The following is a 19,286-nucleotide window of genomic DNA, read 5'->3' on the forward strand; positions in this document are numbered from 1 at the left end:
GTGCTCCTCCTGGTTTTCTTCCTACACCTGCTGGCCCTGCGGGCCCCGCTCTATCGCATGGGGGCTCCCTTATTTTCGGGTGCCTTTGGTTCCGGGCGGGGCGGGGGGGGCGGCCCCCCGGCCGCCGTGCGACGGTGGGGCCTTACGACCGTACGGCCGTGGGGCCGTGCGGGTTCGGACGGGGTGTGGACGGGGCCGGGGGCGCGGGGTCAGGCGGTGCCGGCCCCGTCGACGGGGATGACGGCCCCGCTGACGAAGGCGGCGGCGTCGCTGGCGAGGAAGGCGACGGTCTGGGCGATGTCCCGGGGCCGGCCGATCCGTCCGAGCGGGCGGTCGGCGGCGTCGGCGTAGAAGGCGTCGGGGCTCTCGCCGAGCTGGCGGGCCTCCTCGGCGAGCATGCCGGTGTCGGTGTCGCCGGGACAGACGCAGTTGACCCGGATGTTGTCGGGCCCGTGGTCGATGGCCATGGCCCGGGTCATGTTGACCACGGCGCCCTTGGAGGCGCAGTAGGAGACGGCCCGGCCGCCGCCCTTGATGCCCCAGCCGGAGCCGGTATTGACGATGCTGCCGCCGCCGGCGGCGGCCATCAGCGGCACGACGAGGCCGCTGAGCAGCATGATCGAGCGGACGTTGACGGCCATCACCAGGTCCCAGTCGTCGTCGGTGATCTCGGTGACGGTGGAGCGGCGGATGATGCCCGCGTTGTTGAACAGCACGTCGACGCCGCCGTGCAGGCCGACGGCGGTGCGCACGGCCCGCTCGCAGTCGGCGCGCCGGGAGACGTCGCAGTGGACGAAGGTGCCGCCGGTCTCCTTGGCGGCCTGTTCGCCGCGGTCGGCGTCGAGGTCGGCGAGGACGACGGCCGCGCCGAGTTCGGCGAGCAGGGCGGCGGTGGCGCGGCCGATGCCGGAGGCGGCGCCGGTGACGATGGCGCGCTTGCCGTGCAGGTCGATCATGGGGGAGCTCCTCTGCGAGGGGTGGGTCAGGCGGAGAGGCGGTAGACGGCGCTGGAGCGGCGGCCGGTGATCACCCGGATGTGCCCGGAGAGGGCGGCGTCCAGTGCGGGGTCGCCGGTGTCCAGCAGCAGCGGGCGGCCGGCGAGGGCGGCGAGCTTGGCTTCGGTGGCGAGGACGAGCAGCCGCTCCCGGCCTGCGGTGCGCAGCAGTTCGGGGGTGAGCTGCTGGTTGCCGCGCCCGAGCAGGAAGCCCTGGCCGCCGATCGGGGAGAGCGCGATCCAGGGCGCGGCGGACAGGGTGCGCAGCTGGTCGGCCCGGGTGTCGCGGAGCAGCAGGCGGGCGGTGCGGTCGGCGCGCAGCCGCAGCAGGTCGACGCCGGTCAGGCTGGCGTCCGGTGCGCCGAGGGCGGTGGCGACGGCGTGGGTGGTGGTGCCGGGGCCGAGGACCAGCAGTCCGTCGGGGCCGACCCGGTCGGCGACCTCGGCGGCGAGGCCGGCGGGCGTCGCCGGGTCGGGCCCGGAGCTGCCGGTCTTGCGGTGCTGGACCCGGTCGGGCAGGACGGGGACGGTGAGCCGGCCGTACAGCCGTGCGCCGACCCGGCCTTCGCCCAGCGCGGCCTCGTCGCGGTCCACGACTTCGGCGGGTTCGAGGCGCACGCCGCGCCCGGTCGCCCAGGCGGCGGCCACTTCGGCGGCGGCCCGGGGGTGGACGGCGAAGACGGCGGAGTGCATCTTGACCCCGGCCGGGATGCCGAGGACGGGCAGGCGGGATCCGGTGCCCAGCGCGTCGAGGACGTCGCGGGCGGTGCCGTCGCCGCCGCAGAACAGCAGCAGCCGGGCGCCGGCCGCGACGAGGGCGCGGACCGCCGCGCGGGTGTCGGCGGCCGTGGTGTCCGGCCCGGCGGCCCGGTGGACGATCCGCGCGGACCGGCCGGCGGCCTCGGCGGCGTCGGCGCCCATCGGGCCGGCGGCGGTGAGCAGTTCGGTGCCGGGGAGGTGGCGCAGGGTCAGGGCGGCGCGGGCGGCGGCCCCGGCCCGGGCGCCGAGCTCCCGGGCCCGGCGCTGGGTCGCGGCGCCGTCGCTGCCCTTGAGGCCGACCCGGCCGCCGAGGCCGGCGACCGGGTTGACCACGAGGCCGACGGCGGGTCCGGTCACGGCTGCTCGCCGAGGACCTTGCGGCGGTAGGCGCGCCAGCTGACGGCCCAGACGGCGGGGTCGTCCAGCGGTTCGGGCCGGATCCGGTGGACGGTGGAGTTGTGCGGGGCGGTCCGCACCGTCTCCGGGTCCTCGTACGCCTCGCGGGCGACCTCGGCGAGGATCGCCGCGTACTCGTCCAGGTCGGCGCGGGAGTAGGACTCGGTGGGTTCCAGCGTCATCGGCTCGGGGACGACGTACGGGTGGTGGCTGGTCCAGTAGTGGGTGCCGAAGTCGGCGGCGCGGTAGCCGAGGTCCTCGCTGTGCAGGCCGGTGTCCTCGGTGAGCCGCTGCCAGCTGTAGCGGACCTGTTCGACCCGGGGCCGGCCCTCGGCGTAGGGGACGGAGACGCCGGGGATCCGCTTCACCCGGTGCAGCAGGTAGTTGTTGTTGAGGACGGCGGTCTCGGCGGCCTGGCGCAGGCCCTCGGCGCCCAGGGACATGATCCAGGCGTAGGCGCGCACCAGGTTGGGGACGACGCCCAGGTAGGGGCGGATCTTGCCGACCGACTCGGGCCGGTCGTGGTCGAGGCGGTACCGCTCGCCGTCGAACTCGACGGTGGGGCGCGGCAGGTAGGGCGCCAGCTCGGCGGTGACACCGCAGGCGCCGGCCGCCGGCCCGCCGCAGGCGTGCGGGGTGGAGAAGGTCTTGTGCAGGTTGAAGTGGCACAGGTCGAAGCCGGCCTCGCGGGCGCGGGTGATGCCGAGGATGCCGTTGGCGTTGGCCTGGTCGTAGGCGCACAGGCCGCCGGCCTCGTGGACGATCCGGACGAACTCGGCGATCCGGGGGTTGTAGATGCCGGTGTCCTCGGGGTTGGTGATGAGCAGCGCGGCGGTGCGCGGGCCGACGGCGGCGCGCAGCGCCTCGATGTCGGGGTAGCCGTCGGCGTCGGGGTGCAGGGTGATGACCTTGTACCCGGCGGTCTTGGCGCAGGCGGCGTTGGAGGGGTGCGAGAAGGCGGTGGTGATGACCTCGTCGCGCTGCTCGGCCTCGCCGCGGGCGGCGTGGTGGGCGCGGATGACGGAGACGTTGGTCCAGATCGCGGCGGAGCCGGCGCCCGGCTGGAGGCTGACCCGGTCCATGCCGGAGACCTCTTTGAGCAACTGCTCCAGCCGGTGGACGAGTTCGAGCACCCCTTGGACGGTGGAGGGGTCCTGTGCCGGGTGCAGGGCGGCGATCCTGGGGTCGCGGACGAAGGTGTCGTTGACCTTGGGGCTGTACTTCATGGTGCAGGTGCCCTGGCCGACGTCCACGTTCAGGTCGGCGCCGAGGTTCTCCTGGGAGAGCCGCAGGTAGTGCCGGAGCACCTGCTGCTGGCCGAGTTCGGGCAGTGCGGGCGGGGTGGACCGGCGCAGTGCGGCGGGCAGCCGGTCGGCGGGGTTGCCGACACCGGCGGTGACGGCGGGTTCGGGCAGTGGGGGCAGGACGCCGCGCTCGCCGGGGGTGCCGAGTTCGACGATCAGCTTCTCGTCCCAGCGGGCCTGGTGGAAGCGGCGCAGGGCGGGTTTGGGGGCGATCCGCGGGTCCACCGGCGCGGCACCGCGCGGGCCGTCGTTCTGATGGTTCGTCACTTCACGATCTCCTCAAGCGCGTCGGCGAGGTGGTCGATGTCGGCCCGGGTGTGCAGCTCGGTCACGCAGTACCGGCCCTCGTCGGCGGCGGCCGGGGTGCCGGCGTGCAGGCCGCGGGCGAGCAGGGCGTCGGCGATCTCGGCGGCGGTCCGCACGCCGGTGTAGCGGACGGTGAAGTCGGCGAAGTGCACGGCCTCGGGGTCGTCGAGCGCGATGCCGGGCACCCGCGCGAGCCGCTGGCGGGCGTAGGCGGTGCCGGCGAGGACGGTCTCGCCGATCTCGCGCATGCCGTGCGGCCCCATCAGCGCCAGGTAGGCGCCGGCGGCGATGCCGTGCAGGGCGGCGGCGGTGCCGACCCACTCCTTGCCCTCCTCGCGCACGGCGAAGGAGGTGCGCTCGTAGGCGACGTCGCCGAAGCCGTACTCGCCGGGGACCTCGGTCGGCACGAGGCCGAAGAGGCGGCTCGGGTACTCGGCGACCAGGCGTTCGTCGTCCGCGCTGCCGATGAAGCCGGCGTTGCCGCCGCCGAAGGAGGGGTGGATGCCGAGCGGTTGGAGGTCGCCGCAGGTGAGGTCGGCGCCGAGGGAGGCGGGCGGCGCGAGCACGCCGAGGCTCAGCGGGTTGACGTGCACGACCGCCAACGCCCCGTGCTCGTGGGCGAGTTCGACGTAGTGCGGCAGCCCGGTGTCGACCCGGCCGGTGTGGTCGGTGAGCTGGGCGTACACGGCGGCCGCGTCGCCGTGGGCGAGCGCGGCCCGGACGGCCTCCGGCTCGGCGGCCACCGGCACCACCTCGTGCACGCCCCGGACGTAGTCGTGGATCCGGGAGAGGCGGTCCGGGTCGATCGCGCCGACCAGCAGCAGCCGGCGCCGCCCGGTCGCCCGCCCGGCCATCCGCAGCGCGGTCGCGGCGGCCTGGAAGCCGTCGTACGTCGGCACGTTGACGACGTCGACGGCCAGCAGCTCGGCCATCAGCGACTGGTACTCCCAGAGCGCCTGGAAGCGCCCGTGGTCCTCGTACGGCTCGCCCGCGTAGGCGGTGAGGAACTCGCTGCGGTTGACGATCTCGTCGACCACGGCGGGTACGTGGTGGCGGTAGCAGCCGGCGCCGAGGAAGCTGCGGCCGGGCGGTACGGCGGTGTTGCGGGAGAGGAGTTCCTCCAGGTGGGCGACCAGCCGGGCCTCCGAGTCGAAGGGCGCGGGCAGCCGCAGCGGGCGGTCCAGGCGGAGGGCGGCGGGGATGTCGGCGTAGAACTCCTCGACGTCCTGCGCGCCGACCGCCGCCAGCATCGCCTTCCTCACGTCGGGGGCGGAGTTGGGGATGTACGGGTGGGTCCGGGGAACGCGTGTGCTCATGGCGGCACCTTCCGCGATTTCCGTCACAAGCCTTGACGGGCTTGTGAATGCTGAGTTCTGTATACAGCATTCGGCATTCACCAGTCGGGAGGCAAGATGTCCGCAGAAACCCGGCACGAAAAACATCACCAACTCGCCGGTGGGCAGGGCGGATTCCGGACACCGGGCCCCGGCCCGTCCCGGCGCCGGATCCTCTCCGCCGGACTCGCGGGCGCCGCCCTGCTCGCCACCGGCGCCACCGGCTGCGCCACCGGCGGCGGGGGCTCCCCGGACGCCAAGCGGCTGACCGGCAGCCCCGGCGCCGCCCTCGCCGGGAAGGTCACCGTCTGGTCCTGGGACGTCGCCGCCAAGGCCATGCAGCGGCTCGGCAAGACCTTCCAACAGGCCCATCCGGGCACCACCGTCGAGGTGGTGGACATCGGCTACGACAACGCCTACGACAAGATCACCGTCGGGCTCGGCGCCGGCAGCGGACTGCCCGACATCCTGACCGTCGAAGGCCACAAACTTCCCAGCTACATCGGCAACTTCCCGAACGCCCTGGTGGACCTCACCAGCCGGGCCGGCAGCCTCAAGTCCCAGTTCCCGGAGTCCTCCTGGCACACGGTGACGGACGCCAAGGGCCGGGTCTTCGCGCTGCCCTGGGACAGCGGCCCGTGCGCCCTGTTCTACCGGCGCGACCAGTTCCAGCAGGCCGGCATCGACCCGGCCGCCCTCGCCACCTGGGACGACTACGTGACCGCCGGCACCACCCTCAAGGCCGCCACCGGCAGGAAGCTGCTCATCCTCGACTCCAAACAGGACACCTTCTTCGGCCAACTCCTCCAACAGCAGGGCCAGTCCTGGTTCGTGGACGGCAAGGTCGCCGTCGCCACACCCGCCGCCGAACGCGCGCTCACCCTGATCAAGCACCTGGTCGACCGCGACCTGGTGGACTTCGAGAACGGCTGGGACGGCCTGGTCTCCGGCACCCACGACGGCAAGGCCGCCACCACCCCCACCGCCGCCTGGTGGGACGGCACCCTCACCGCCGAAATGGCCGACCTCAGCGGCAAGTTCGGCGTCGTGCCGCTGCCCGCCTTCACCCCCGGCGGCGCCCGCACCTCCAACAGCGGCGGCTCCACCCTGTGCGTCACCGCGCAGAGCGGCAACCCGGAGACGGCCTGGGCGTTCCTCTCATTCCTGCTCGCCGACAAGGCCAACCAGGCCTCGATGATGCGCGACGAAGGACTCTTCCCGGCCTTCCTCCCCGCCCTGGACGACCCGTACTTCACCCAGCCCGCCCCCTACTACGCGGGCCAGCCCGCCATGCAGCTGTTCGCCGGGCTCGCCCGCGCCATCCCCACCGTCGAGCACACCGCCGACGACTCCAAGGCCGGCGACATCGTCACCACCGCCGTCAACGAGGTGCTGCACAACGGCGCCGACCCGGGCACCGTGCTGCGCTCCGCCGCCCGCCAGATCGCCACCGCGACCGGCCGCCAGCCGGTCTCCTAGGGCGGGCGCCATGACCAGCAGCGTCCCCGTCCCCCTGCGCAAGACCGGCCGCGACACCGGCGGCAAGACCGGCCGTGACACCGGCCACGGCACCGGCCGCGAGGCCCGCCGCCGCGCCGCCCCCGCCCGCCGACGGCGCTCCCCCCGCACGGCGGCCTGGCTGTTCGCCGGCCCCACCGCCGCCCTCTTCACCGTCTTCTTCGCCTACCCGCTCGGCGCCAGCCTCTACCAGAGCTTCACCGCCCGCCGCGACGGCGCCGACGTCTGGGTCGGACTCGACCAGTACCGCCGGATGCTGCACGACCCGGCCTTCCTGCACTCCCTGGTCAACACCGGACTCATCCTCGCCGTCCAGGTCCCGGTGATGATCGGGCTGGCCCTGGTGCTCGCCGTCCTGCTCAACCAGTCCTGGCTGCGCTTCCGCTCCGGCTGGCGGGCGGTGTTCTTCCTGCCCGCGATCACCACCCTGGTCGCCTACGCCGTCGTCTTCCAGGTCCTGCTGCGCACCGACGGCGGCCTGGCCAACCAACTGCTCCAAGCCCTCGGCCTCGACCCGGTCGACTGGCTCAACTCGCCCACCTGGGCCAGGATCTCGCTGATCGCCTCGATCACCTGGCGGTGGACCGGCTACAACGCCGTCGTCCTGCTCGCCGGACTGCACGCGATCGGCCGCGACCAGTACGAGGCCGCCGCCCTCGACGGCGCCGGCACCGTGCGCACCTACACCGGGGTGATCCTGCCGCAGCTGCGGCCCGTGGTGCTGTTCTGCGTCATCACCTCCACCATCGGCACCCTCCAACTCTTCGACGAGAACTACGTCCTGACCCGCGGCGGCCCCGGCGACGCGACCCTCACCCCGGTGGTCTACCTCTACAAGGTCGGCTTCCAGCAGCTCGACTTCGGCTACGCGGCCGCCATCGCCTGGGTCGTCGTCCTGATCATCGCGGCGGTCTCGCTGCTCCAGTTCCGGCTCTACGGAAGGGAACGCCGCCGATGAGCCCACGACCGCCCGCCCGGTACGCCCGCCTCGGCCGCGCCGCCGTCCTCGCCGTCCTCACCCTGGGCGCCGTCGTCAGCCTGGTGCCGTTCGCCTGGATGCTGATCGCCGGTACCCACAGCAGCTCCGAACTCTTCCACTCCCCACCGCCGTTCCTGCCCGGCGGCAGCCTGCTGCGCAACCTGGTCCACCTCCAGGAGACCATCGGCTTCGGCCGGGTCCTGCTCAACAGCCTCGGCATCGCCGTCGTCTACACCGCGCTCAGCGCGCTGCTGTCCGCCATGTGCGGCTACGGCCTCGCCAAGTACCGCTTCCGCGGCCGCGGCCTGCTGCTCGGCCTGGTACTGGCCACCCTGATGATCCCGCTCCAGGTGCTGCTGGTCCCGCTGTTCCAGATGATGGCCAGCCTCGGCTGGATCGACAGCTACCAGGCCGTCATCCTGCCCTTCCTGGCGAACTCCTTCGGCATCCTGCTGATGCGCCAGGGCTTCCTGGACTTCCCCGACGAACTGCTGGAGTCCGCCCGGATCGACGGCTCCGGCGAGCTGCGCACCTTCTACCGGATCGTCCTGCCCTGCGTACGGCCGCAGTTGGGCGCCCTGGTGATCTTCACCTTCATGGGCCAGTGGAACGGCTTCATCTGGCCGCTGCTGATGCTCAACACCCAGGACAAGTACACCGTGCCGGTCGCGCTCAACACGCTGACCGGGCTGACCCACGTCGACTACTCCGGCCTGATGCTCGGCTCCTTCCTGGCCACGCTCCCGCTGATGGTGCTCTTCCTGCTCTTCCAGCGGCAGTTCGTGGCCGGCCTGCTGGGCGGGGCGCTGAAGGGATGACCATGGACCGCCTCACCCGGGTGCCCGGCCTGCTGTACGGCGGGGACTGGAACCCCGAGCAGTGGCCCGAGGACGTGTGGGCCGAGGACGCCGAGCTGATGGCCGAAGCCGGGGTCAACCTGGTCACGGTCGGCGTCTTCTCCTGGGCCCGCCTCCAACCCGATGCCCACAGCTGGGACTTCGGCTGGCTCGACCGGCTGCTCGACCTCGTCCACCGGCACGGCATCGCCGTCGACCTGGCCACCGCCACCGCCTCCCCGCCCGCCTGGCTGGTCCGGGCCAGCCCCGAGCTGCTGCCCGTCACCGCCGATGGCGTCCGGCTGGAGTTCGGCTCCCGCCAGCACTACTGCCCCTCCTCGACCGCCTACCGGAGCGCCGCCGTGCGGCTCACCCGCAAGCTCGCCGAGCGCTACCGGCACCACCCCGCGCTCGCCCTCTGGCACATCCACAACGAGTACGGCGACCACGTCCAGGAGTGCTTCTGCCCCGCCTCCGCCGCCGACTTCCGCCGCTGGCTGCGCGAACGCCACGGAAGCATCGAGGAGTTGAACCACTCCTGGGGCACCGACTGCTGGTCCCAGCGCTACAACTCCTTCGCGCAGATCGAACCGCCGCGCACCGCACCCGGCCCGGTCAACCCGACCCAGCTGCTGGACTGGCGCCGGTTCTGCTCCGACTCCCTGCTCGCCCTGCACCGCGCCGAGAAGGCCGTCCTCGACGAACTCTCGCCCGGCGTCCCCGTCACCACCAACTTCATGTCGATGCTCAAGGCCCTGGACTACTGGGAGTGGAGCCGCCACGAGGACTTCGTCTCCGACGACGCCTACCCCGACCCGGCCGACCCCCGCACCCACGTCAACGCGGCACTGAACTACGACCTGATGCGCTCGCTCAAGGCCGGCCGGCCCTGGCTGCTGATGGAACAGGCCCCCTCCGCCGTCAGCTGGCGGCCGGTCAACCTGCCCAAACCCCCCGGCCTCTACCGCCTCTGGTCGCTCCAGGCCCTGGCCCGGGGCGCCGACGGCGTCCTGCACTTCCAGTGGCGCGCCTCCTCCGCCGGAGCCGAGAAGTTCCACAGCGCGATGCTGCCGCACCGGGGCACTGCCTCGCGCGGCTGGCAGGAGACCGTCCGCTTCGGCACCGAACTGCGCCGCCTCGGCGAACTCGCCGGCAGCCGGCTGCGCGGGCAGGCCGCCGTCCTGCTCGACTGGGACAGCTGGTGGGCCCTGGAACTCGACGACCACCCCTCCGCCCGGATGCGCTGGCTCGACCTGCTCCGCCCCTGGTACGCGGCCCTCTACGAGCGCGGCGTCACCGTCGACTTCATTCCGCCCACCGCCGAGCTCGACGGCTACCCGCTGGTGCTCGCCCCCAACCTCTACCTGCTCGACACCGCCACCGCCGACCGGCTCACCGGCTACGTCCGCACCGGCGGCCGACTCGTCTGCGGCCCGTTCAGCGGCATCGCCGACCGGCACGACCACATCCACCCCGGCGGCCACCCCGGCCCGCTGCGGGACCTGTTCGGCCTGGTCGTCGACGAGCACTGGCCGATCCCGGACGGCGCCGCCACCACCGTGGACCTCGACGGCTCCGCCCTGCACGCCGAGCACTGGAGCGAGTGGATCGAGACCGAGGGCGCCGAGACCGTCGCCACCTACGCCTCCGGCGAACTGGCCGGCCTCCCGGCCGTCACCCGCCACCGGTACGGCGCGGGCAGCGCCTGGTACCTGAGCTGCCATCTCGGCGCCGACACCGGCCCGGTCCTCGACCTGCCGCTCGCCGAGGCCGGAGTGGACGCCGAGCTGCCCGGCCTCCCCCCGGACGTCGAAGCCACCCGCCGGCACGCCGCCGACGGCACCGGCTACCTCTTCCTGCTCAACCACGGCCCGGCCGAGCGCCGGATCCCGCTCGACCGGGCCGGCGCCCGACCGCTCCACGGCACCGACCTGCTCACCGGCACCGCCGTCTCGACCGCCGTCACCCTCGCGCCGCTCGGCGCCGTCGTCCTCCGACTCCCCGCCCCCGAGGAGCGCCCGTGAACCCGCTGACCCGCCGCCACTTCCTGGCCGGCTCCGCCGCCCTCGCGGCCGCCGGCACCCTCGCCGTACCCGCCGCGCACGCCGACCCGGCGGACCCGGGACCCGCCGGACCCGAGGACCCCACCCCCGGCGCCCCCGCGCCGGACGCCCCCGCCGCAGGACCCGACGACCGCTACGCCGACGTCCTCGACCTGCACGGCACCCCCGCCCAGGCCTACCCCGGCGACGCGAGCGGCAACAACCCGATCAACGTCTTCGCCGACCTCGGCGCCTGGCACGCCTACGCCCTGCCCGGCCCCGCCGACCCGACCGGCGGCTTCACCGGCCCGCTGCACCTCGCCCAGGAGTACCCCTGGTGGCTCAGCGCCGGCCTCACCCGCCTCCGGCTCGCCGAGCAGGGCCGCACCCTGGACCTCACCGCCGGCGGGCCCCCGCACGGCACCTCGCTGCCCGGCCTGCTCCGCCAGTCCTACGACCTCGGCGGCGGCCTCGCCCTCACCCTGGAGCTGCGCTTCGCCGGCAACCGCACGGCCCTGCTCCGGGCCCGCCTCGCCAACACCGGCACCGCCGCCCGCACCCTCCGGGCCTCCTGGACCGGCACCCTGCTGCGCCCCGCCGGCGGCCCGCAGCGCGAGGCGCCGCGGCTGGTCGCCGCCGAGCGCGGCGTGGAGGTCCGCTTCGCCCGGGTCCGGCAGACCTGGGACTACCTCACCGACGGCACCGAGCGCTTCGCCGTCCGGCACGCCCGCCCGGTGCGGGTCATTCTGGACGGCGACACCCACCGCACCGAACTCGTCGAGGACGTCCGGCTGGCGCCGGGGCGCTCCCGCACCCTGGACTGGACCGAGAGCTACACCTTCACCGACGCCGAGTACGCCCGGGCGGTGCGGGAGTCCGACGCGGCGCTGCGCGCCCCCGGCCGGGTCGCCGAGGCGGGCGCCGCCCGCTGGGCCGGGTACGTCGCCCGGGCGACCGAGGGCGTCCCGGCCGCCCGCCGGCGCACCGCCGTGAAGTGCGTGCAGACCCTGGTCACCAACTGGCGCAGCCCGGCCGGGCGGATCCGGCACGACGCCGTCACACCCACCATCTCCTACAAGTGGTTCAGCGGGGTCTGGGCCTGGGACACCTGGAAGCAGGCCGTCGGCACCGCCGTGTTCGCCCCCGGCCTGGCCGCCGACCAGATCCGGGCGGTGTTCGACCACCAGGTCCCGGCGGGCTCCGCCGAGCGCCCGCAGGACGCCGGAATGGTCCCGGACTGCGTCTTCTACAACGACCCGAGCACCGGCGGCGGCAACTGGAACGAGCGCAACTCCAAACCCCCGCTGGCCTCCTGGGCGGTACTGGAGGTCTACCGGCGCGGCGGCGACCGCGCCTTCCTGCGCGAGATGCTGCCCAGGCTCACCGCCTACCAGGACTGGTGGTACCGCACCCGGGACCACCACGGCGAGGGCCTGTGCGAGTACGGCGCCACCGTGGACCCGGCCAACGCCACCCCGGAGGACTGCCGCCAGGCGGCCGCCTGGGAGTCCGGCATGGACAACGCGCCGCGCTTCGACGCCGCCCTCGGCACCGGCGTCGTACCCAACCACGACGCGGGCGGCGCCCTGGTCGGCTGGTCGCTCGGCCAGCGCTCCGTCGACCTGAACGCCTACCTCGCCGCCGACCACCGCCACCTGGCCGCGATCGCCGCCGAGCTGGGCGACCGGGCCACCGCCGAGCGGCTGCGCGCCCGCGCCGGGCGGATCGACGCCGCCGTGCGCGACACCATGTACGACCCGGCCACCGGCTGGTTCCACGACACCGACCTGGCCACCGGCGCCCGCCTCACCGCGCGGGGCCGCGGCATCGAGGGCGCGATCCCGCTGTGGTCCGGCACCGCGACCGCCGCCCAGGCCCGGACGGTCCGGCGGCTGCTGCTCGACCCGGCGGAGTTCGGCACGGCGCTGCCGTTCCCGACGGTCGCCCGCAGCTCGGCGTACTTCGACCCGGCCGGGTACTGGCGCGGGCTGGCCTGGCTCGACCAGACCTACTTCGCCGTCGAGGGCCTGCGCCGGTACGGCTGGGACCAGGACGCGCGGCGGGCCGTCGAGCGGCTGCTGGCCACCGCCGCCGGGCTGAGCGGTGACGCCCCGGTGCGGGAGAACTACGACCCGCTGACGGGGGAGGGGCGCAACTCGACCAACTTCAGCTGGTCGGCCGCGCTGCTGCTGCCACTGCTGCGCGGCTGAGCGGACGCGGGCCCGGGCGGCCGGGCGGGGTCGCGGGAGCGTGGGCGTGCGGGCGGCCGGCTTTGGCTCCGGGCCCTCCGACCAGGCATGATCGGGGCATGGTCGAACGAGTCATTGCAGCGTGTGACGGAGCAGCCAAGGGCAACCCCGGTCCGGCGGGCTGGGCCTACGTGGTCGCGGACGCCGCCGGGGCGCCCCAGCGCTGGGCGGCCGGCGCGCTCGGGCACAGCACCAACAACGTGGGTGAACTGACGGCGCTTCAGCGGCTGCTGGCGTCGACGGACCCGGCCGTCCCGCTGGAGGTGCGGCTGGACAGCACGTACACCCGCGACTCGGTGACCAAGTGGCTCAAGGGCTGGAAGCGCAACGGCTGGAAGACGGCGGCCGGGAAGCCGGTCGCCAACCAGGAGCTGATCCAGGCGATCGACGCGCTGCTGGAGGGCCGGGACGTCGCCTTCGTGTACGTGCCGGCCCACCAGGTGGACGGCGACCCGCTGAACGCCATCGCCGACAAGGCCGCCAGCGACGCCGCCCGCACCCAGCAGGACGCCTCGGGCACCGCCGAGGACCTGCCCGAGCCCGACCCGGCCGCCGCCACGAAGGCCCGCGCCACCGGGAGCCGCTCCGGCGCCCGCGCGGGCAGCGGCTCCGGCTCCGCGGCGGGCGGCTCGGGTGCCGGGGCCGGCGGGGCTGCCGCCAAGCGCTCCTCCTCGGGCGGCTCGCGCACCCTCGCCGCCCGCTACCCGGGCACCTGCCCGTGCAGCCGCCCGTACGCCAAGGGCGACAAGATCACCAAGGTCGGCGGCAGCTGGGGCCACCCGGAGTGCGTCGCTGCCCACGCCTGACGGCCGGGCCCGGCTCCCGGGGTCGCGCACGCCTGACCGGCCGCGCACGCCTGACCGGCCGCGCACGCCTGACCGGCCGCGCACGCCGCCCCGTAGGCCCACGCCTGCGCCAACGCGACCGGCCGACCGCTTGGGCGGTCGGCCGGTCGTGGCGGCGTCGGTGACACCGGTGCCGCTGGAGTCAGCGGAGTCAGCGGGGAGGAATCAGCCCTCCTTCGCCATCTCCTTGATGTCGTCGAAGCTCATGCCGAGCGTGTTGAAGGCGCGCGCCTGGGCCTCCGGCACGCCGAGCTTGGCGAGCTCCTTGAGCTGCGCGTCGGTCAGCGGGGCCGCCGGGGCGAGGGGGCTGTCGGCGCCGCCCGCCGGGTCGAGACCGCCGGGGCCGGCGGCGAGGCCGAGCACCGCCTTCATCAGGTCCGCGCTGGTCAGCTTGGTCGCGCCGGCCGGGACCTGGACGTCCGGGGCGGACTGGTTGAAGGCGAGCTTCACCGGGAAGTTGACGCCCGGGTCGACCTTGCTCTCCAGCTGGGCGAGGTCGAAGGTGGCCGAGGAGAAGGTGCCGTTCTTCAGGTAGAGGTCGATGCCGACCTTGCGGTCCGGCACGTCGCTCGGGGCCTGGGTCGGGAGCTTCCCGAACTGCTGCGGGAACTTGTCCGCGACCGGCTTGACGGCCTTGAACAGCTCGTCCACCAGCTGGCGGGCCGGGGCACTCACCCAGATGTGCTCGGCGCCGTCCTTCTTGCCCTTGTCCTCGTACGTGACGGTGCGCCCGAGCACGTCCTTGAGCGAGTTGAGGAGCTGCTTGCCGGCCTCCGCATCCGCGCTGGGCGCGGCGCTCGGGGCGGCCTTCTTGCCGTCCTCCTTCTTCGCCTCGTCGGCGAGCTCCTGGAGGTCGAGCGAGACCCACTTGCCGGCCAGCACGTCCTTGACCGGGGCCATGTCGGCCGGCAGGTCCTTGCTGACGGCGTCCACCTGGGACGGGTCCTCGCCGACGAGCTTGACCAGGCCCTTGGCGTCGACGTGCAGGTAGCCCTTGGCGTCGACCTGGCGGTACTCCAGCAGGGCGGTGCCGCTGCGGTCGGAGATCACGTAGGAGATCCGCACCGACTTGTCGAGCGTCAGGTCCTTGTTCGCGGCCGAGCCCTTGGCGTCCTTGAAGGCCTCGATGTCCTTGAGCGGCTTGTCCGCGGAGACCGCGACGGCGATCGAGAGCCCGGACAGCGCCTTGGCGCTCTTCTCGTCGACCCCGGCGTCGGTGCCCTTGCCGCCCGTGGCCTTGTCACCGGTGGCCTTGGCGAAGGCGACGATCTGCTCGGGGGTGGCGTCGATGGAGAGCGCGAAGCCGGCCGACTTGCCGTCGCCGACCTTGTCGAAGGCCTTGGACACCTTCTGGGCGGCGGAGAGCTGCTCGACGGTGCCGCAGGCGGTGAGACCGGTGGCGAGGACGGAGGCGGTGACGGCGACGGGCATCGCACCGCGAGCGGCCTTGCGGATGGCGGTGTTGATGGTGCAACTCCTGTGTGACTGGGCCCGATCGATCGACCGGGCCTTCCCTCCCCTGTGGCCCACAACGCCACAGCACATAGACATGTGATCACAATATCGGCAAGTAGTCACACCGTTATTTGGTGCAGGCTTTAACGGATGTGGCCGAAAACGTCCGCATTGGCCCGATCCGTCCCCCGGGTTGCGATGACCTGGTGACGAACCGTCGGACCGGCCGCCCGGACCCTGGGAAACCATGGCAAAAGCTTTGCCGGGAAAGGGTGTTCAGGCAGTGATCACCAGCTGTTAGCCTCAGCCGATTTCCCGCCGGGCAAGATCGGCGGGCACGACGGGGTAACGAGGTACCGACAGCATGGCAATACGCCGGGCGAAGCAGAAGGCCCAGGTCATCGAGAAGCTCTCGCAGGTGGCACCGCCTGGGGACGCCTTCATCGCGTGCGTGCACGTGGAGACCGGACCCAGCCCGTGGCTCAACGCGGTCTTCGACGAGATACCGCTGCTCGGCCTGATCGTCGCACTGACCCGCAGGTTCTACTTCCTGACGCTCACCAACCACTCGGTCGTGGTCAACACGGCCAGCCGCTGGACCAACCGCCCCGGCGAGGTGGTCGCGGTCTTCCCGCGGCACGCCCTCCCGGTCAGCCGGGTCAAGCGGGCCACGGTCTGGAGCTCGATGTACCTCCACCTGCCCAACGACCCCAAGCCGACCCGGCTGAACATCCACCGGTACTGGCGGGCCGAGCTGGACCAGCTGAGCACCGTCTTCCCGCCCGGGTCGATCGACCCGTCCTCGCAGCCGTTCGAGCTCGCTCCCCAGGGCACGGCGTACCCGGGCCAGCCGGGCCAGCAGGGCCAGCCGGTCCACCCGGGACAGCCCTTCCCGCCGCAGCAGGCCTACCCGGCGCAGCCCCACGTCCCCCAGCAGGCCTACCCGGCGCCCCCGGCCCAGCCGTACCCGCCGCAGGGACAGCCCTACCCGCCCCAGCAGGGCCAGCCCTACCCGCCGCAGGGCGCGCCGGTCCCGCCGCAGGCACCGTACGGCGCCGGGCCGGGCTACCCCGCGCAGCGGTGACCCGGCCGCATTCGGGCTGAACACGCGTCGGCCCCGGCTCCCCTCCTCGGGGGATCCGGGGCCGACGGCCGTTCCGAGCGGCGCCGGCTACGACTGCCTCAGCAGGAAGATCGGCAGGCTGACGGCGACGATGGCGACCGCGATGAGCACACCGGCCACCGTGGGCGTGATCCGGTCCCGGAACTGCTTGTCCGGCCGGATCCGCTGCGTCGGCTGGGTGCTGTACTCCCACCAGGCCACGACCCGGTGGAAGTTCACCTGGAAGTCGGCGGCCGGGTAGATCCGGCTGGTCTGGAGGCCGGGCAGCGAGCGCCGCCGCCCGTCGGTGAGGAAGACCCGGGCCGCGTACGAGGTCGAGCCGTTGGCCTTGGTCTCCCGTACGTCCACCCAGCGGACCTCGTGCCACGGATAGGTGCGGCCGCGGCCGAGCCCCCAGCAGACGGTGACGCCGTCGGCGCCGACCCGGCTCCAGGAACGCCAACTCAGGACGAAGGCCGGGACGAGGAACGCGAGGGTCGCGAGGACCATCCAGAACGTGGGCCAGGCGCCGAGCTTCACCGCACCGAAGACGATTTGCAGCACCAGGACGAGCAGCAGCGGCGGGAGGTTCGACCACGAGGGCCGGAACAGGTCTTTCCCCCGGAAGATCAGTTCGTTCACCCGCCGCACACTACGCCCGCGCCCCCAGGCCGGAACAGGGGGGTGCCGACATTCCTGACGGCTCCCCAACGGCCCCCGGCCGTACGCCCGTCGGCCCCCCGACGGCCCCCGGCCGCAGGCCCGGCGGCTGCCCGCTACGGCAGGTAGTACGTCAGCAGATCGGCCGTCAGCGGCGGGAAGAGCGCCCGGTACACCCGCATCCGTGCGCCGGGGTAGACGTCCGGCCGGATCCGGCTCAACCCCTCGATCCCGTGCGGCCCGAGGAGCAGCGGCGCCAGCTGGTCCGGGGCGACTCCCGCGCCGCCCTCCGCGCTCGGGCCCTGCATCGGGCCGCCGGTGACCACCGCGCCGAGCCCCTGTTCGTCGACCGGGATCCGGTGGTGCGCGCGGAAGGTGGAGACGATCAGGTCGTCGCCGGCGCGGTTCAGCCCGGCGGTGACCAGGCGCTGCCAGAACAGCGGGCGCAGCCGGTCGAGCAGCGCCGTCGGGTCGGGGACGCGGACGTAGTACTGCTGGGCCTCGCCGCGCGGGGCGTGCTCGACCAGGTCGTGCCAGGCATCGGCGGGCAGGGTGCCCGGCCGGTGCACCACCCGGAGCTTCGCCCCGGGCGCGGAGGCCGCCACACCGGCCAGCAGGTCGAGCGCGGCCTGCTCGTCCGCCGCGGCCGCCTCGGCCAGGTGGAACACGCCGTCGTCCACCGGTGTGTTGCGGCCCGCCGCCACCACCGCACCCGCCCGTTCGACCACCCGCAGGGTGGAGGCCTCGTGCGCCAGCAGCCAGCGCCAGCAGGCGGCCGAGTGCGGCATCGCGACGTCGAAGCCGCGCTGCGCCGTGTCCTGGAGGGCGGTCAGCGCGGGCAGGTCCGCGGCCGTGGCGGTGCGCAGCACGGACGTGCCGGAGTCGGGCGGGGTGCCGCGCAGCGGCCGGGAGACGGGGATGTCGATCGCGTACTCGTAGCCGAACTGCCGGTAGAAGTACGGGATCCCGATCATCACCTGGACCAGGTGCCCGCGCTCCGCCGAGCGCGCGTGCGCCCACCCCGTCAGCGCCCGGACGAGGCCACGGCCCTCGTACTCCTCGTCGGTGGCGACCAGTTCGAGCTGCCCGGCGGGCAGCCGGACGGTGCCCAGGCGCAGTTCCTCGTCCAGCAGCGTCGCCGTGGAGACCACCCGGTCGCCGTCCACCACCACGGCGGTGGCGGACCGGCCGGTGTCCGGGTCCTCGGCCACCAGGCGGTGGTCGAGCGCGTCGGTGGCGTCGCCGCGCTCGGCGAGCAGCGCTTCGATCTGCTCCTGGTCCTCCGGCCGGGACTCGCGGAGGACCAGACCGCCGGGCAGGGCGGCGGGGCGGGCGACGGGGCGGGTGAGAGCCGGGGCGACAGCCGGGATGACGGTGCGGGCAGAGGGTTCGTCAACGGTCATTCCCGGACTGTCGCACCCGGAGGTGCCGTCGTCCACCGGGTTTCTCCGGAGCGGAGAGAACCGGCTACCGGCTTGGTGCGTCCGGGAGTTGGCGGACCACGGCCGTTCGCCGAGGGGCCGGCGGCACCGTGCTGTCCGGCAGCCCGAACGGCACCTGTCGGGGCGTCCTCGCCCGCTACCCGCTACCCGCTGCCCGCTACCCGCCGCGCTTGCGACCGGTCGGCGCGGTCGGCTCCCGGAGGGTGCGGCGCGCCGCGGCCAGGGTGAGCAGGCCCCACAGGACGGCGAGGACGGCGGTCACCCAGACGCCGCCCCGGCGGAAGGAGATGTCGTCGTCCGGGGTGGCCGGCGGGGCCCAGCCCGCCGGGTCGGCCAGCACGTTCATGGTGCTGCCGGGCGTGCTGTCCGCGCAGCCGAAGCCGCCCACCCGGCCGTGCGGCAGCGGTTGCCCGTCGGCCCGGCGGATGTCGCAGGTCCAGCCGACCCGGCCGTTCTTGTCCTTCGAGGAGTGCGCCGCGGTGACCACCACCTCGGTCTTCACCGCGCGCTGGGAGATGATCTCCGCCCGGATACCCGGCGTCGGGATCGCCAGCAGCAGCACGCCGAACAGCACGGCCGGCGCGATCACCCAGCCGCGGGCCCGGACGAAGCCCATCCCGAGGACGCCCGCCACCAGGACCAGGAACGCCAGGATGCCGCAGGGGAGCTGGTAGTCGGGGTTGGAGCCGAGCGCCGCGAGGGCGACCATCAGCACCGGGGTGAGCAGCCCGGTCAGCCACGCCGTCCGGCGCACCGTCCGGGGCGACAGCTCCGGCGCGGGGCGTCTGCGGACCCGCTTCGGCGGCCGGACCACGCCCTCGGCGAGGGGCCTCTTCTGCTTCTTCTTCCCTGCCATGGCTTCCCCGTTCGGTGGTGCGACTCTCGGTGGTGCGACTCTCCGGGCCCGGAGCGGGCTCGGTGCGGTTCCCGCCGTCGGATTCGCTGTCGGCCCCGCCGCCGTGCCTGTTCCCGTGCCTGCGACAGTGTGACCGCAGCCCGCGGCGCCGGGTAGGGCGGGGGCCGGATCGGGGGCGGGATCAGGGGCGGGACCGGGGCTCGGGTCGG

General features: G+C 73.9%; 15 protein-coding genes. 7 read left to right on the plus strand and 8 right to left on the minus strand.

Annotation, left to right across the window (positions count from 1 at the left end; genetic code table 11):
* Positions 1 to 209: 209 nt before the first annotated feature.
* Genes ACFQ6N_RS35085 through gcvPA form a run of 4 tightly spaced genes read right to left on the minus strand, consistent with a single transcriptional unit; the run spans position 210 to position 5,075 of the window.
* Positions 210 to 956, minus strand: coding sequence for an SDR family NAD(P)-dependent oxidoreductase (locus ACFQ6N_RS35085; protein WP_380657934.1), 747 nt, complete (start codon positions 954 to 956; stop codon positions 210 to 212).
* A 26-nt stretch (positions 957 to 982) separates the two neighbouring features.
* Positions 983 to 2,110 carry an ATP-NAD kinase family protein gene (locus ACFQ6N_RS35090; RefSeq protein ID WP_380657936.1) on the minus strand — a complete coding sequence of 376 codons (1,128 nt, stop codon included), beginning with the start codon at positions 2,108 to 2,110 and terminating at the stop codon, positions 983 to 985.
* Positions 2,107 to 3,720, minus strand: coding sequence for an aminomethyl-transferring glycine dehydrogenase subunit GcvPB (gene gcvPB, locus ACFQ6N_RS35095; RefSeq protein ID WP_380657937.1), 1,614 nt, complete (start codon positions 3,718 to 3,720; stop codon positions 2,107 to 2,109). The genes ACFQ6N_RS35090 and gcvPB overlap by 4 nt, the downstream gene beginning before the upstream one ends.
* Positions 3,717 to 5,075 carry an aminomethyl-transferring glycine dehydrogenase subunit GcvPA gene (gene gcvPA / locus ACFQ6N_RS35100; RefSeq protein ID WP_380657938.1) on the minus strand — a complete coding sequence of 453 codons (1,359 nt, stop codon included), beginning with the start codon at positions 5,073 to 5,075 and terminating at the stop codon, positions 3,717 to 3,719. The genes gcvPB and gcvPA overlap by 4 nt, the downstream gene beginning before the upstream one ends.
* A 96-nt stretch (positions 5,076 to 5,171) precedes the next feature.
* Between gcvPA and ACFQ6N_RS35105 the strand changes: the two genes are divergently transcribed.
* From ACFQ6N_RS35105 to ACFQ6N_RS35130, 6 genes are all read left to right on the plus strand, one after another.
* Positions 5,172 to 6,572 carry an ABC transporter substrate-binding protein gene (locus ACFQ6N_RS35105; protein ID WP_380657939.1) on the plus strand — a complete coding sequence of 467 codons (1,401 nt, stop codon included), beginning with the start codon at positions 5,172 to 5,174 and terminating at the stop codon, positions 6,570 to 6,572.
* A 10-nt stretch (positions 6,573 to 6,582) separates the two neighbouring features.
* Positions 6,583 to 7,569 carry a carbohydrate ABC transporter permease gene (locus ACFQ6N_RS35110; protein ID WP_380657941.1) on the plus strand — a complete coding sequence of 329 codons (987 nt, stop codon included), beginning with the start codon at positions 6,583 to 6,585 and terminating at the stop codon, positions 7,567 to 7,569.
* Positions 7,566 to 8,408 (plus strand): carbohydrate ABC transporter permease, encoded by an 843-nt coding sequence (locus ACFQ6N_RS35115; RefSeq protein ID WP_380657942.1) that lies wholly within the window; start codon positions 7,566 to 7,568, stop codon positions 8,406 to 8,408. Before ACFQ6N_RS35110 ends, ACFQ6N_RS35115 begins: the two co-directional genes overlap by 4 nt.
* Before the next feature lie 2 nt (positions 8,409 to 8,410).
* Positions 8,411 to 10,450, plus strand: coding sequence for a beta-galactosidase (locus ACFQ6N_RS35120; RefSeq protein ID WP_380657944.1), 2,040 nt, complete (start codon positions 8,411 to 8,413; stop codon positions 10,448 to 10,450).
* Positions 10,447 to 12,678 carry a trehalase family glycosidase gene (locus tag ACFQ6N_RS35125; protein WP_380657946.1) on the plus strand — a complete coding sequence of 744 codons (2,232 nt, stop codon included), beginning with the start codon at positions 10,447 to 10,449 and terminating at the stop codon, positions 12,676 to 12,678. The genes ACFQ6N_RS35120 and ACFQ6N_RS35125 overlap by 4 nt, the downstream gene beginning before the upstream one ends.
* Positions 12,679 to 12,776: 98 nt before the next feature.
* Positions 12,777 to 13,523, plus strand: coding sequence for a ribonuclease H (locus ACFQ6N_RS35130; RefSeq protein WP_380657948.1), 747 nt, complete (start codon positions 12,777 to 12,779; stop codon positions 13,521 to 13,523).
* Between the two features lie 204 nt (positions 13,524 to 13,727).
* Here the strand turns inward: ACFQ6N_RS35130 and ACFQ6N_RS35135 are convergent, their stop codons facing one another.
* Entirely contained in the window at positions 13,728 to 14,993 is a 1,266-nt protein-coding gene (locus ACFQ6N_RS35135) for a hypothetical protein (protein ID WP_380657950.1), read from the minus strand.
* A 388-nt stretch (positions 14,994 to 15,381) separates the two neighbouring features.
* Here ACFQ6N_RS35135 and ACFQ6N_RS35140 point away from each other — a divergent pair, with 388 nt between their 5' ends.
* Positions 15,382 to 16,101, plus strand: a complete 720-nt coding sequence (locus tag ACFQ6N_RS35140; protein WP_380657952.1) for a hypothetical protein — start codon at positions 15,382 to 15,384, stop codon at positions 16,099 to 16,101.
* Between the two features lie 87 nt (positions 16,102 to 16,188).
* Here the strand turns inward: ACFQ6N_RS35140 and ACFQ6N_RS35145 are convergent, their stop codons facing one another.
* The 3 genes from ACFQ6N_RS35145 to ACFQ6N_RS35155 form a co-directional block, all read right to left on the minus strand.
* The gene (locus tag ACFQ6N_RS35145) at positions 16,189 to 16,761 is read right to left on the minus strand and encodes a hypothetical protein (protein ID WP_380657954.1); all 573 of its coding nucleotides are present in this window, start codon (positions 16,759 to 16,761) and stop codon (positions 16,189 to 16,191) included.
* Between the two features lie 134 nt (positions 16,762 to 16,895).
* Positions 16,896 to 18,182, minus strand: a complete 1,287-nt coding sequence (locus ACFQ6N_RS35150; RefSeq protein ID WP_380657956.1) for a GNAT family N-acetyltransferase — start codon at positions 18,180 to 18,182, stop codon at positions 16,896 to 16,898.
* 196 nt (positions 18,183 to 18,378) lie between these two features.
* Positions 18,379 to 19,077 carry a hypothetical protein gene (locus tag ACFQ6N_RS35155; protein ID WP_380657957.1) on the minus strand — a complete coding sequence of 233 codons (699 nt, stop codon included), beginning with the start codon at positions 19,075 to 19,077 and terminating at the stop codon, positions 18,379 to 18,381.
* Positions 19,078 to 19,286: the final 209 nt, after the last annotated feature.

This window comes from Kitasatospora sp. NPDC056446, assembly GCF_042796115.1.
Taxonomy (GTDB): domain Bacteria; phylum Actinomycetota; class Actinomycetes; order Streptomycetales; family Streptomycetaceae; genus Kitasatospora.